Genomic DNA, 14692 nt, shown 5'->3' on the forward strand with positions numbered 1-14692 from the left:
CCCTGATGTTTATTCGGAAAGTTCAAGTGATGTTGCGTTGAACGAATCACTTTCGAGACCCAACTTCTTCATCTTCTTATAAAGCGTGGTCCGATTGATCCCAAGAGCGTCCGCAGTTTCGGCTCGATTCCAACTGTGGCTCTTAAGCGCTGCCAGAATGATGCGCCGCTCAGGTTCCTCAAGTGCCTCAGTAAGCGTCTGTTGAGGAAGGTATTCGATTGTGGTGGGGGTACTTGTGTTTGTGTGCCGCGAAGTTGCGCCGGAGTCCGGGATGCTTTGCGACTTGAGAATCGAGACAGGCAGTACATCGGTGTCGAGGATCGCACTCTTGCTCAGCAAAACCATGCGCTGGACCGCGTTTTCGAGTTCTCGTATGTTACCGGGCCAGTTGTGGGAAAGCAGGGCGTCCATCGCCCGCGGCGTCACCGATTCGATGGCACGACCATATTGATTGGCCGCTACATGAACAAAATGGTCGACCAGAAGCGGTATATCATCAACTCGTTCCCTGAGCGCTGGGAGCTCGATATGAATAACATTCATACGGTAAAAGAGATCCTGGCGAAAGCGACCCTCGGATACGGCAAGCTCCAGATTCTCGTTTGTGGCCAGAACGACGCGTGTATCGACCGATATTGTTTCGTTGCTACCCAGCGGTTCAAATTCAAGCTGCTGCAACACTCTTAAAAGTTTGACTTGAAGAGCCTGAGAAGAAGTACCGATTTCGTCCAAAAATAGCGTACCTGAATCGGCTTGTTGGAATTTACCAACTTTGTTGGTCGTGGCACCCGTAAATGCGCCGATCACATGTCCAAACAATTCGCTCTCAAGTAAATTGTCTGGTAATGCGCCGCAGGCAACTTCTACGAAAGGTTTGTTGGCTCGGTCCGAACGTTTATGAATCGCTCGGGCGATCATGCTTTTACCAGTCCCATTTTCTCCAGTGATCAGAATACTGGCACGAGTGTCAGCGACCGTTTCAATGATGTCAAAGATCCGTTGCATGCGAATGTCTTGAGACAGGATCGCTTCGAGCCCGAATCGTCGGTCGAGTGCGGCTCGAAGTTGTTCGTTCTCGCGAGCAACAGATTGTTGATTGGCGGCTCGATTGAGCGACAGCAAGAGCTCTTGATCTATAATCGGTTTAGTAATCAGATCGAATGCACCCAGCTGAATTGCTTCGCAACCACTCTCGGGTCCGGCGTAACCCGTGATCATGATGACAGGAACACTTGGGTGATTCTTTCGCGAAAAACGGAGTAGGTCAAAACCGTCCTCAGCTCCCAAGCGAACATCGAACAATGCCAAGTCGAAATCGTACTTACGCAGCAACGCTTTTGCTTCCGTAATCGTCGACGCCGTTCGCACTTCAAAGTTCTCGGTGCGTAACCAGTCGGCCATCGAATCAGCTAGCCAGCGGTCGTCATCAACGAGTAGTAACTGAGTAGCTTGAGAACGTTTTGTCATCGGACTTGTAGTTGCCTGGCAATGTTGTGCGAATAGAACCTAAGCGAAACGTAGTTCGCAAATCGCAACGCATGTGGAGAAAAAGCAACATCTGTCTGCTGCGAACTACTGCTTTTAGTCAACGCGTTCCGAAGTTTCGGTAAATTCGTTACAACCGTTGATCTCTTCGCAGCTTGAAGTCTGCTGGAAGATACCTATAAATGCAGGGGCGGAAATAAAAAGCACAAAGGAGATGCGATGCGATTTGTGGCGATCGATTTTGAAACGGCCTCCCAACGACCTGACAGTGCCTGCCAAATTGGACTGGTTATTGTTGAAAATGGCCAAATCGTTCAGGAAATGGTCCGACTCATTCGCCCCCCGAGCATGTACTTTTCACCGCGGTGCATTGCTGTGCATGGTATTCATCCATCCCAAGTAAAGGATGCGCCCACCTGGGATTTGGTTTGGGACGAGATCCAGCCGGTGCTCGAGAATTATCCAATTATCGCGCACAACGCCGGATTCGATCTCAATGTTCTTTGCGCTGCGATGTCCGCTTATGGATTGACTTGCCCCTATCTCGAATATAGCTGCACGCGGCTAATCGCCAGGCGAACGTGGCCAGCATGGACCAGTTTTGCGCTCAAATCAATCGCCAATAATCTGCGTTACGAATTTCAGCATCATGACGCCTTGGAGGATTCCCGTGCCTGCGCGAATATCGTTTTTGCCGCCGCGCAAATCGCGGAAGTGGAAAGCTTTCCGCAGTTAGAGCAAAAGCTATCAATCCTTCGTGGACGCGTGCAATTCGGCGTCAAGATCGCGCCAAAGACGCGGTCCATCAAACGCTCTAAAGCGACCGCCGACGATCCGGCGGCTCGTTCCGCGACGAGAATGGAATTGGCTAGCTCAAACAAAGACTCCACGGACATCGCGTCGATCGTCGCTGACGCTGTCGTTCGAGCGTGTGGTGACGCCAAACCGCTGGCTGGTAAAAGCGTCGTGCTCGCCGGTCGGCTTTTAGGACTGGACCGGCAAACTGCCGTCGGTTTTCTCGAGTATCTCGGAGCTCAAGTTCAGACCGACATCAACATGCAGACGAGTTACGTTATTGTTGGCACGCAAACTAGTGCTAGCACCCAAGCCTCAAGCGACAATCTCTTGCCCGCCGTTTTGAGCGAAAGGCAGGCTCTGGAAATCGAAAGCCGTTCTGCAGAGGGGCAGCCTGTCCGGACTATTACGCAGCGACAATTGCTAGCTCTAATTCCAGGCGGAGCGGCGGTGGCACGCGCTGGCATTGGATAACCACGTCTTGGCGGTCTGAACGATGATTCTAAACATTGCTATTTCGTTGCAATCATCGATTTTAGTAGCCTGAACGGCTATGCAAGAATATGCCATTCATCGCTGTACAAAACGCTGTCGATTGACAGATCGCCCCCTGAAACCTGGCGAGCGGTATTATTCTGTAATCGCACTTAAGGGATCGCAGACGGTCCGATACGACATTGCTGCGTCAGCATGGACCTCGGCACCGGAAGAGGCAGTCGCGTGGTGGCAGTCGGTGATGCCCGATGCAAAGCCTGTAGCAGCCAAGCCAACTCCGAACAACCTATTGCTCGAAAAGCTCGGTGTACTTTGTGACGACCCAGGTCGCGAAAACCTTGCATACTTGCTCGCAATGCTACTCGTGCGACGTCGCGTGCTTGAAATATCACCAATGGCTGACGACGATAGCCAGGCCGCTGATGACGGGACGGTCAGCTTGCGGTCACCCGGTGAAGATGCGGAGTATCTGGTCTATGAACTGAGCGAAGATTTTGTCGGAGAGGTTGTGAGCCAAACACAACTCGAACTGCAGGACATGCTTGTTATGAGCGATGTGGCTGAAGACGATGCCGAAACGCAAGTTGACGAGCTTGCTGCGGCGAACATCGACAGTGAGGAAGACGTTGAACAAGAGGATGTGAAAACACCCGCTATTTCACTAGATATCGACGACGATGAAACGGCCCTGCGGCTTGGTGAAGCGGCCTAAAATATAAAAGCTAGTAACTTGCAAGGATGCAAAGACGAAACGTGAACAAACTTCAAGGCAATAGTCTTCGTCATTCCATACCACTAGTACTCTTGTGCTGTGTAATTGTCTTCTGTGGTAGTGGCGCTACTTGCATTCCCAAGAGAGCTTCATCTGAATTCGAACCGCCGATCTTGTTTCAGACGCCACCGACTCTGACGGAGTTGGTTGAGGTTGTGAACCGAACATCTGGCGTCTATCAGTATCAACTCCCAGCCGTCAACGTGCGTCTGGCTGGTATGCCGACTTTGAGCGCAACTCTGGATTGGCAACGAGATCGGAATTTTCGAATGAAGGGTGGGCTGTCGCGAATGACCGGCGTCGATTTCGATCTCGGTAGTAATGACGAAATCTTTTGGATGTCGTCGCGACATGATATGGCTCCCACGCTTTACTATGCCTATCACGCACAGTTCGAATCGCAGTTGAATCGACAGATTCTTCCGGTGTCGCCGCTCTGGTTAGTCGAGGCGTTAGGTATCATTTCGATTCGGCCTGAGCACGTAACAGAACCACCTCAAGTTGGCCCTGATGGCTTGATCCGTTTAAGTTCGATCGTGCCCTCCCCTGCTGGGGATTACTATCGAACCTTGCATATCGATGCAAAACAGGGCACGGTAAAGCAAATTATGTTGCGGGATCCTAACGGTCGTCTCTTGGCAAACGCCGTGCTTTCGAGGCATGAGTACCGCTCTGCGATCAACGCATCCCTGCCACGAACTACTCAAGTGCAGTTGATGCCAGTCGGAGGTGAGCCATTGACTTTGGAGGTGAGCTTCGAATTTTATCGAATCAACGAGGACGTGCAGCTCGATACATCTAAGTTCGCAAATCCACCAACGGAGGGATTCCAAGTCGTGGATCTTGCTAATCTCAATCTCGGCTCGCCGAGCGTGACGATGCCTGCATATCAGGCGGAACAACCGCAAGCTTACGATCCAGATTTACGCGGCGTAGAAATGAGCCGATAACAAGTTTCTCGCTCGAAGCGTTGTGGGCTCACGAATCCATAAAAAAACCGGCCAGGCTGTTTTCACAACCTGGCCGGCTTTCATTTCATCAAGACTAATTTGAATCGTTTTGAAGTCGATTCAGATTGCCTAATTTAATTACGATCCACAACCACAGCTGCTGGTAGCAACTGGAGCCGAGCATCCGCAATCGCTGCTAGCTGCAGCACCGCAAGCGCCACCGCTGATAACCGACGAACCACAGCTTGTGCCGTAGGTGGTTACTGGAACGGTAACGGTTTGTGGAACCATCTTGCAGACGTTAACAGTTACTTCTTCTTGAACAGTTTCAGGAACTTGGACCATGTAAGTATCGGTCTTTTGTTCTTGAACGGTGTCCATGATAGTTACTGTGTAGTCACGAGTACGAGTCTCAGGAACCATGACAGTTACGTCACGGGTACGAGCTTCGGTCTTATACTCGGTCTTGTTAACCATACGAGTTTGAGTTTGGGTGTCATAGACAACCTTGCTGACAGTACGAGTACGGTTTTCTTGTTGAACGCTTGGCACCTTGACGGTGCGTTGTCGTGTCTCGGTCGTCATAACACACTTGCTAACAGTGCGTTGGCGGGTTTCTGGTTGCATTACAGTCTTGTTGACCATACGAGTACGTTGCTCAGCATTGCAAACAGTCTTGTTGACGGTTCGAGTGCGTTGCTCGGTTGTGTAGCTGGTCTTGTTGACAGTGCGGTAACGCGTTTCCGCATTCATCGAGCACTGTTGAACTTGGCGAGAGCGTTGTTCGGTCGTGTAGCTAACTTGGTTAACGGTACGGGTACGAACTTCGTCGCTGTAAACAGTGACGTTGTAGGTGTAAGGTTGCTCAACTTGTTGAGTTGTGTAGGTGGTAACAGGAACTTCTTCCGTTACTACGTTTGGAACCCAAACTTGCTTGCAAACGGTACGCGTTGCTGGTGCACAGCTAGGTGCTGCTTCGCCACATCCGCCACCGCAAGCAGGAGTGCCACAACCACAGCTTGGAGCTGGAGCTGCACATCCGCAAGAGCTGCTTACGCTGCACGAGCTAGCAACTGGAACTTCTTCCATGACTGTTTGGTAGCTACCCATGTCTTTGCAGACAGTCCGGCTGGTAGTAACTGGAACACGTTGGCAAACGGTGCGGCTTGCTGAACGGGTTTCAGTGTGAGGAACCTTGACAGTGTAGTTCTGTTGAACTTGCGTTGTAACAGGAACTTGGACAGTGTAAGGAACGTCAACAGTCGTGTAGCTCGGTACCATTACTGTGTAAGGTACTTGCTCTTGGGTAACAACTGGAACGGTTACAGTGTAAGGAACTTGTTCCTGTACAACTGATGGAACCATAACAGTGTAGGTTTGTTGTTCTTGAGTGGTTACAGGAACCATGACAGTGTAGTCAACGGTTTCTTGAACGGTCTTAGGAACAGTTACTGTGTAATCCTGAACCTGGTCATTGTAAACGGTGACGCTTACAACGTATGGCACTTCTTCCGTTACTGTGCGTGGAACTTGAACGTTGTACGACTCAGCGACTTGAGTAGTGACAGGAACAGTTACGTTGTAGGTTTCAGTCTTGGTCGAAGGGACCATAACTGTGTAGTTGCTCGTGCGAGCTTCAGTACGTGGAACTTGCTTGCTGACCGTATAGGTGCGAGTTCGTTCTTCGCTTCGATAAACGGTCTTGTTGACCATTCGAGTTTCGGTTGTCTGCGTTGGAACCATTACGGTCTTTTCAACGTAGGAAACCGATGGACCACATGCCGAACCCATGCCAGCGCTATCGCCGCATGAGCTGCAACCGCTGGTTGCGACAGGTGCTGGACTGCTGCAACCGCAGTCTTGTGCATAAACAGGGCTTAGGCCCAAAAGAGCCGCTAAAGCTAGTGAAAACGTTGGACGCAACTTCATTGCTGTCTCCTCAAGTGATTGAATTGGCGCACCCCCGTTGGCCGCACCAAAAAGAACAAATTACCCCAATGTCCATACCGGCCACGGGGACCCGCAATTACTGCATAGGATAGACTTTTCGCTGATTCAGTTGGACATGCGGCTACAATAAATTGCTTTGCAGGCTTTTCCTAAACCAACATTTCCCAGAAGTTTATCTTGCGGCCCCTAACATGGAAGCCTCGCGCGTTAAATTTTACGCATTTTTTCTAAACTAACATGCGATCGCGATGCGCTTAGGGTTTTCCGATTCGTGATTCGCAGAATTTTGTCGGATCGCAGCGATTTTCTTACTAATTTCTGCCAGCTACTGCCCACCTTGCAGGACCTCGTACACGGCCCGTACACTATATCCACCAAGGTTTCGCCCGTGCGAATTTCTGACCCAAACTGGAGTGTTGTTACACAGTACGAATTGCCGCATTTCGAGCAATGCACAGGACAGCTGGGTGAAAGCCGGTGACATGGCTCGAAACTTTTTTTAATTTTTTTGACAGGCCGCGGGTTTATGATTTAGCCCTCGTCCACAGCCCGGCCCATTCTTCAGTTACAAATCTTGAACAAGTGATGCACCGCTGACTGCGGCTTGCCGTTCGCCTTTAATCTCGCTCAACGGCGATAAACATGCTTTTGGTCGAAGAGGCCGAACGTCGCACAATAGTAGTACGTACTTGTCATAAGTCAGTTCTCGACCCGCATACTGGACAAAGGCCCGGCAGATATCTACTTGTGTTAGCGGCCGATCAATTGCTATCCCTCATATAGAGCAATATAGTTGACGATACTACGTTTCGCTGCATGGTTCAGCCGATGGATAGGTATGTTTCGGGCTGGACCAACTTGATCGTAGAGATGTTGCTAAAAGGTAAGCGTCCGCGTGAGCTGACATAGCGGTGCGGGCGATTTAGAAACGCGTGAACTTTTTGGGAATGTAACGTGGCTGGGCAGAAACCTTTCGAGGCTACACGAGAGGCAATCCTCGATTGCCTTCCTGACGGAGTTGCGATTGTCGATCAGCAGTTGCAAATTGTTTGGACTAACCGCCAATTTGCAAACTGGTTTGACGGCGAAACCCCGCTTGGGCAACCGTTCTACGAAGCCATCGCCAATCCCGAAATTATTGGCTCGGAAGTCTGTCCGCTTCAAACTGCGATGGCGACCGACCGCGCTTCGAATTGCACTCTGCAATGCAGTAACGGTAAGTACTATCAGCTGTACGCCATCCCTTCTCCCCAGACGAGTTCCGACGTTTCGGAAGGCAACCGTTACTTGATCGTTACGCTGAGCGATGTAACCGCCGAAATGCTTCAGCAGCAAAAGTTGGCTGCCATTCATCAAGCAGGATCTCAGCTCACTGACTTGAAGCCTGACGAAATTTTTGCGATGGACGTGGAGCAACGCATTGAGTTGCTTAAGGACAATATTCGACATTACACCCGAGACTTGTTGGATGTCGAGATCATCGAAATCCGTTTGTTGGAACATTCGACGGGCAATCTCATTCCTCTGCTTTCTGTTGGGATCGATCAAGATGCGGCCGACAGGCGTTTGATGGCCAGTCCGCAAGGTAACGGCGTGACGGGTTACGTGGCGGCAAGTGGGCGAAGCTACCTTTGCCATGACACGACTTGTGATGTGTTGTACTTGCAAGGTTTCGAAGGAGCGAGAAGCTCGCTAACGGTGCCGGTGATTCTCCATGACCAGCTAATCGGGACGATCAATGTAGAAAGTCCGAAGGTCGGTGCCTTTAATCGAGCCGATCAGCAGTTCCTTGAAATCTTTGCCAAGGATATCGCTGTAGCCCTGAACACACTCGAACTGTTGGTAGCCCAGGGTAACACAGCAGCCCAGCAAAGCTGCGAAGCGATCCATTCAGCAGTAGCGTTACCGATCGATGACATTCTGTTAAACGCCGTCCACGTAATGGAAAAGTATATTGGTCACGACGTCGCAGTCGTTGGACGCCTTCAAAGAATCTTGAAGCGAGCACGTGAAGTCAAGCGGTCGATCCATCGAATCGGCGAATCGCTAGCTCCAGCCGAAGCGACACCGCCTGGTTGCAACGCAGCCCAGCACCAGAAATTCCGCGGTCGCCGAATCTTGGTTGTCGATGCAGACGAACAAGTTCGCAACGATGCACATGCATTGCTCGAGCGTTATGGATGCATTGTAGAGACTGCGCAGGAGGGGGCTGAGGCGGTGTTGATGGTCCGGAACTGCGGCGAGGGGGAAGCGTACGATGTCATCATCTCGGATATACGTTTGCCTGATTTTTCCGGCTACCAGCTCATGGTAAAACTGCAGGCCTTCATGAATCCTGTGCCAATGGTTTTGATGACTGGATTTGGTTACGACCCTGGCCATTCGATCGTGAAGGCGAGGCAAGCTGGCTTGCATCCAAAAGCAATTCTTTACAAGCCATTCCGGCTTGATCAACTGGTGAGCGTTACGGAAATTATTCTTGACGTCTATCAAATCTCGGCTGCTTGAACGGCCCGGCTTCGCGATTGAAGTCATGTTGCCTGCCCACCACTGTCGACCGTTGGGAATCGGTTCATGAACGTCGCTGCCATTTCTTTTATAGCCATTGTTGTGTTAGGACATGGTGCGTTCTTTACCTACGCATTCAATCGAATCAACGCGACCGGCTTGCCACGCTACATCGTAAAACGGATCGAGAAAGGAATTCTAGCAGCGTTTGGCGTACTCCCAATCTTGCTACTTCTGATCGATGGCCGCACGGCTTGGGACGCAGTCTTTCACGGTAGATCTTTGTTCTTCAATCTAAGTTGGCCAAGCAGATTTTACGGAATCGGATGCATTGCTGCTTTTGCGTACCTGTTCCCGATGTGGATCATTGGTCGGCTCGAACACTGGAAGCAAGCCGTTCATGAGAAGAACATCCAGCGCGACGTGGTCAACATGAAGCAAAGAATTGGAGAAGAGCTTTTTAAGCCCAAATGGCTGAAAAAGTTAGACCGATTTCCTGGCAATCAAATACGATATATTGAACTCAGTCGCAAGGAAGTGCCCATTGTTAACTTGCCTAAGGCCTGGGAGGGTTGCACTGTGGCGCACCTGTCAGATATGCATCTTACGGGCTGGTTTGACAAGCGATATACGGCGCATGCAATCGATCAACTGGTCAGTGCACAGCCCGATATTTTCTGCATTTCGGGCGACTTAATCGACTATGCGAAGTGTATCGACGAAGTCATGGAACTGCTTCAGAATGTCAATTCGCCACTTGGTAAATATTTTGTGCTTGGCAATCATGATCGGCGGATCGCAGACCCGGAGGAATTGCGTAAGCGACTGGTAAACGAGGGCTGGAGTGACTTAGGAAAAACCTGTGTCGAGCTAGGTGATGATCGTCGTTCATTACAGATGCTTGGCAACGAGCGGCCCTGGTTTGAGTTTGCCGATCGAAATATAGATGAACGAAATTTGCTGCGTAGTGATGTGCCCGACAACCTGTTGCGAATCGGAGTTGCTCATAGTCCTGACCAGTGGCGATGGGGAAAAAGTTGCCAGTGTCATCTGTTGTTATGTGGTCACACTCACGGTGGTCAAGTTCGTGTTCCGATAGTTGGGCCAATTATTTCGCCGGCTTGGGACGGAAGTCGGTTTGCCTCCGGGATCTTTCGACGCGGAGATCAGACCATGCACGTGACTCGCGGCCTCTCGGGCACACAACCTCTCCGCATTCGTTGTATGCCAGAAGCATGTGTCTTGAAGCTGCGAATCGCAACTTAAATCTAGACCTGGCCGTCATCGACGCGACAGGCTGTTGACGCGGGCCGCCCCATGACTCAGAATCGCAGTTCACTTTTTGATTGCCGGTCAAAGCTACGGGACTCACCATGCGCATTGATGCTCATCATCACTTCTGGAATTACAGCCAAGAAGAATACGGCTGGATCGGTGAAGGCATGGAGCGTTTGCAACGAGATTTTCTGCCGCGAGATCTTCAGCAAGTAGCTGATGGAGCGAAAATCACTGGCGTCGTTTCAGTTCAGGCACGCCAAACGGTAGCGGAAACGGAATGGCTGATTTGGCTGGCGCGGGAAAATGAGCTTGTGCAGGGCGTTGTTGGGTGGGCGCCATTGCGCGAACCGGATGTTGCTGGATTGCTGGAGCGTTGGACGCATGAACCGTGGCTTAAATCGATCCGCCACGTAGTGCAAGACGAGGCTGACGGATTCTTGGATGATCCGGCATTCAACGAAGGCATCACCTCCTTACGTCGCTACAATCTTGCGTACGACATTTTGATTTACGGTCGCCAGTTAGACGAGTCGATTCGCTTCGTCGATCGGCACCCGGAACAGAAGTTTGTGCTCGATCACATAGCTAAACCGGCCATTGAACCGCAGCAATTTGACACGGATTGGGAGCGAGGGATCCGCGTGCTGTCAAAACGCGAGAATGTCGCCTGCAAATTTTCGGGAGTTGCGACGGAGGTTCGTGGTGGTCGTTGGGACTTGGATACAATTCGCCCGTACTGGGATGTTGCGCTGGATGCGTTCGGCGCGAAAAGGCTAATGTACGGTAGCGATTGGCCGGTTTGTTTGCTGGCGGCTGAGTATCCGGCTTGGATCGAGGCGTGTGAAACATTGGCCGCGGGCCTTTCACAAGACCAGCAACTGGCGTTTTGGGCCGGGAATGCGACGGAATGGTACCGTTTGTAGCAAGCGATTGCTGGGATTGGGTGGCTGTTGCGTTACGGGATATCGATTTCTGCGGGCAGGAGCAATATTGCAACTTCCATGTTTTGCGAAATGCCTGATAATGCGGACTTTTGAAGGGAAAGAACAATGAGTGCGACAGAAGTGCGGCAGACGATACGTGTGGGCCATTCGCCTGATGCTGACGATGCCTTTATGTTTTATGCGTTAGCGAAAGAAAAGTTCGATACCGCACCGTTTGAGTTCGTCCACGAATTGGTCGACATCGAGACGCTAAACCGCCGCGCCTTTACTGGCGAACTTGAGCTGACGGCGGTTAGTTTGCACGCATACGCATACTTGCAAGACAAGTACATGATTTGTTCGTGCGGCGCGAGCATGGGAGACAACTACGGTCCGATGATCGTGTCGACGTCGCCAATGACCAAAGATGATTTGCGTGGCAAGACGATCGCAGTGCCCGGCGAATTGACGACAGCTTTCTTGAGCCTCAAGATGTATCTCGAGAACGACTTTGAGCATGTTGTTGTTCCCTTTGACGAAATCAACGAAGTTGTAAAACAAGGAAACTTGCGTGGTAAGACGATTCATGCTGGACTGATCATTCACGAAGGCCAGCTGACCTATCAGGATGAGGCCTTGCACCTAGTCGAAGATTTAGGGAAATGGTGGATGCGCGAAACGGGTTTACCTCTACCGCTGGGAGCGAACGCTGTACGTAAAGATTTAGGTGCAGAGAACATCAAAAAAATTAACGAATATTTGTACATGAGTATCAAGCATGGCTTGGACCATCGCAAAGAAGCGCTTGATTATGCATTGAGCTGGGGCCGCGGGTTGGCGCGTGATAAAGCCGACGAGTTTGTGGGCATGTACGTGAACGACTGGACGCTTGATTTTGGAGATCGCGGTCGGAAGGCGGTCGAGTTGCTATTGAAGCGAGGCTACGAAACTGGCGCGATCGACCGACTGGTTGTGCCTGAGTTCGTCGATCCGCCCTCGTTTCAAGCTTAACAGATGAACTCGTTTGAAAGCCCGCCCGCCCAAAGCATTTCGGACGCGTATAAGCACTGCGTTCAGTGTGGTGCGCCGCGCGAGTCACAGGTGGTTGGCGGCGCTTATCGTTGCCCAGTTTGCACTTACGTTGTGCATTTCAATCCGATCGTGGCGGTCGGGGTTATCGTGGCTGATGCCGAGGGAAAAGTTCTCCTAATCCGGCGAAATAGAGATCCGGGCAAGGGCAAGCTTGGACTGCCAGGTGGCTTCATTGACATAGGCGAGACGGCAGAAATCGCCGCGTGTCGCGAGGCTCAGGAGGAAATCGGTGTTGAGATCGAAAACCTTAGGTACGTTGCCACGTTTCCTAATTCATATCTTTACCAAAACATCATAACGCCCGTTCTTGATATCTTTTTTTCCGCAGACATCCGGCATGGATGTGAAATGTTGTTGGCGGAAGATGAGGTGGCAGAAGTTGTACATCGCAAATTGGACCAGGAAACGGTCGCTGAAATGGCTTTTGAGTCCAATCGTAAAGCGATGGAAGTGTACGCTCGGCTTCGACGCGAGTAAGATGGCTCGGTGCTGTGGCGGGTTTGGCGAGATCGGTATGCACGGCTAACGTTTTTTGTTAAATTGGCTTCGGTTTACGACGTTGGAATTGGAAATTCAGGAGGCTTTTATGGCTTCGGTTTACATAGCAGATCACGACAAAAAATTAACGGAACCCGACGAGATCCGTTCATTCTTGAAACCCTTCGGCATTTGGTACGAGCGTTGGGAAGTTGCCGGAAGGCTTCCCGAAAACCCGACCGATCAAGATATTTTGGCCACTTATGCGCCCGAGATTGACAGATTGAAAACAGAAGGTGGGTACGTCACTGCAGATGTGATCAATGTGTGTAGCGATACTCCCAATCTGGATGTGATGCTGGCGAAATTCGATAAAGAGCATACGCACAGTGAGGACGAGGTCCGTTTTACTGTCAGCGGTAAAGGGGTCTTTCACGTTAACCCTGACGGTGGACCTGTTTTTGAAGTCACGGTGGAAGGTGGCGACTTGATCAACGTGCCTCGCGGGACACGGCACTGGTTCAATCTTTGTACAGAACGAAATATCAGGTGCATTCGTTTGTTTTTAGATAAGAGCGGATGGGCACCAGAATACGTGGATGAGAGTGTTCACGCAAAATATGAACCGCTGTGTTTCGGAAACTCTTATCTTAAGTCGTCCGGGGATAAGATCGAATCGGTGATAAAACTTTGATCGAGATGTCTGTCAGTGCAATACTGCTGGATGTTGAAGGCACGACGTCCAGCATTGCCTTTGTGTACGACCAAATGTTTCCCTATGCCCGTCGGCATCTCGCTGGATATTGTCACAATAATTGGGGGAGCGAGGGCTTGAGTGAAGTCGTCGAGCTGCTTGCCAAAGACGCAGGTTTCGAATCGTCACGCGACTGGTTTAAAACGCTGGATATTTCTCAGCAAACCACTGTTGTCATAGAATTTGCGTCACAGTTGATGGATAGCGACAGCAAAGCGACTGGGCTTAAGGCTTTGCAAGGTCTGCTTTGGAAGTCGGGCTTTGAATCGGGCGAGCTCAAATCGCACCTGTTCGATGATGTTGCGCCTTGTTTGCAGCATTGGAATTCCAGAGGTATCGATCTGGCGATCTATTCTTCAGGGAGTATTGCAGCACAGCGGCTCTTCTTTGGACACACTATTCAGGGTGACTTGAACGGCTTGTTCAAAGCGAACTTTGATACAACGACTGGGCTGAAACGTGACGCAACTTCTTACGTGAAGATATGCCAGGCACTGGAAGCGGCACCGAGCTCGGTGCTGTTCCTTAGCGATATTGCGCAGGAGTTGGAGGCGGCAGAAATAGCGGGCCTGCAATCTGCGGCCGTCGTGCGGCCGGGCAATTCAGAACTACCCGGCACATATGATGGACCACGCATAACCAGTTTCGAACAGCTTAGTGTCAGCTCGAGAACCTGATACTCGCCGCAGGCATGCTAAGATGCGGCATGAAGGTCGGTATCGAAGACGCGAACTTTGGCCCAGTTGGGTTTAAACTCTTCGATAAACTGCAAATGGCGTGGGGCTGTTTGGTAGATGTCGTGCGATTCCCGCGAGTCAAAAATTACGTGAATGGCGACGTGGTAGTCGTGATCGTTAACTGGCCGCTTTAGCTCGGGATTCAATGTGCCAGCCGAGAAATAGATGACGCCAGGATGATCGTCCAGGTATTTATGGCATCCGGCAATCAATTCCTTCACTTTCGCGTCAGAAGCATCGGTGAGGGTGAAAAATACGACGTGGGCAAGCTGCATGGTTCTTACTTCGGTAATAGGCAAAATGTCATCGAGCGAATTTGGAATTGTACGCAAACGATAGTACCTTCACAGCCCGTTTACAAGGTCTTTCGCGGCCGTCGAAGTATTGATATTTGATATGCCGAGTTTACGAAAGTTGTCTACGGCGGTGCCTTGGACGCTGATTCGAACCTCGATAGGATATACCGAGCAACCACA

The 14692-nt window shown here is 50.8% G+C and carries 13 protein-coding genes; 10 read left to right on the top strand and 3 right to left on the bottom strand.

Annotation, left to right across the window (positions count from 1 at the left end):
• Positions 1-9 precede the first annotated feature (9 nt).
• On the bottom strand, positions 10-1467 hold the full coding sequence (locus SH451x_RS03310) for a sigma-54-dependent transcriptional regulator (RefSeq protein ID WP_479360951.1): 1458 nt from the start codon (positions 1465-1467) through the stop codon (positions 10-12).
• 237 nt (positions 1468-1704) lie between these two features.
• On the opposite strand from SH451x_RS03310, the gene SH451x_RS03315 reads away from it, so the two are divergent.
• From SH451x_RS03315 to SH451x_RS03325, 3 genes are all read left to right on the top strand, one after another.
• The gene (locus tag SH451x_RS03315; protein WP_479360953.1) at positions 1705-2754 is read left to right on the top strand and encodes an exonuclease domain-containing protein; all 1050 of its coding nucleotides are present in this window, start codon (positions 1705-1707) and stop codon (positions 2752-2754) included.
• 79 nt (positions 2755-2833) lie between these two features.
• Positions 2834-3487: a hypothetical protein gene (locus SH451x_RS03320; RefSeq protein WP_479360955.1), complete on the top strand. Its 654-nt coding sequence runs from the start codon at positions 2834-2836 to the stop codon at positions 3485-3487.
• A gap of 41 nt (positions 3488-3528) precedes the next feature.
• Positions 3529-4497: a hypothetical protein gene (locus tag SH451x_RS03325; protein ID WP_479360956.1), complete on the top strand. Its 969-nt coding sequence runs from the start codon at positions 3529-3531 to the stop codon at positions 4495-4497.
• A gap of 138 nt (positions 4498-4635) precedes the next feature.
• On the opposite strand, the gene SH451x_RS03330 is transcribed toward SH451x_RS03325, so the two are convergent.
• The gene (locus SH451x_RS03330) at positions 4636-6426 is read right to left on the bottom strand and encodes a hypothetical protein (protein ID WP_479360958.1); all 1791 of its coding nucleotides are present in this window, start codon (positions 6424-6426) and stop codon (positions 4636-4638) included.
• A 975-nt stretch (positions 6427-7401) separates the two neighbouring features.
• Between SH451x_RS03330 and SH451x_RS03335 the strand changes: the two genes are divergently transcribed.
• From SH451x_RS03335 to mtnC, 7 genes are all read left to right on the top strand, one after another.
• A complete protein-coding gene (locus tag SH451x_RS03335) occupies positions 7402-8955 on the top strand; it encodes a response regulator (RefSeq protein ID WP_479360959.1) in 1554 nt (517 codons plus the stop codon).
• 66 nt (positions 8956-9021) lie between these two features.
• On the top strand, positions 9022-10221 hold the full coding sequence (locus SH451x_RS03340) for a metallophosphoesterase (protein ID WP_479360961.1): 1200 nt from the start codon (positions 9022-9024) through the stop codon (positions 10219-10221).
• Between the two features lie 107 nt (positions 10222-10328).
• On the top strand, positions 10329-11156 hold the full coding sequence (locus SH451x_RS03345; RefSeq protein ID WP_479360963.1) for an amidohydrolase family protein: 828 nt from the start codon (positions 10329-10331) through the stop codon (positions 11154-11156).
• Between the two features lie 126 nt (positions 11157-11282).
• The gene (locus SH451x_RS03350) at positions 11283-12167 is read left to right on the top strand and encodes an MqnA/MqnD/SBP family protein (RefSeq protein ID WP_479360965.1); all 885 of its coding nucleotides are present in this window, start codon (positions 11283-11285) and stop codon (positions 12165-12167) included.
• A gap of 3 nt (positions 12168-12170) precedes the next feature.
• On the top strand, positions 12171-12725 hold the full coding sequence (locus tag SH451x_RS03355) for an NUDIX hydrolase (RefSeq protein WP_479360967.1): 555 nt from the start codon (positions 12171-12173) through the stop codon (positions 12723-12725).
• Positions 12726-12834: 109 nt separating this feature from the next.
• Positions 12835-13419 (top strand): 1,2-dihydroxy-3-keto-5-methylthiopentene dioxygenase, encoded by a 585-nt coding sequence (locus SH451x_RS03360; RefSeq protein ID WP_479360969.1) that lies wholly within the window; start codon positions 12835-12837, stop codon positions 13417-13419.
• A gap of 5 nt (positions 13420-13424) precedes the next feature.
• A complete protein-coding gene (gene mtnC / locus SH451x_RS03365) occupies positions 13425-14156 on the top strand; it encodes an acireductone synthase (protein WP_479360970.1) in 732 nt (243 codons plus the stop codon).
• Between the two features lie 17 nt (positions 14157-14173).
• On the opposite strand, the gene SH451x_RS03370 is transcribed toward mtnC, so the two are convergent.
• Positions 14174-14491, bottom strand: a complete 318-nt coding sequence (locus tag SH451x_RS03370; protein WP_479360971.1) for a Dabb family protein — start codon at positions 14489-14491, stop codon at positions 14174-14176.
• Between the last annotated feature and the right edge of the window lie 201 nt (positions 14492-14692).

This window comes from Njordella aestuarii (assembly GCF_056494165.1).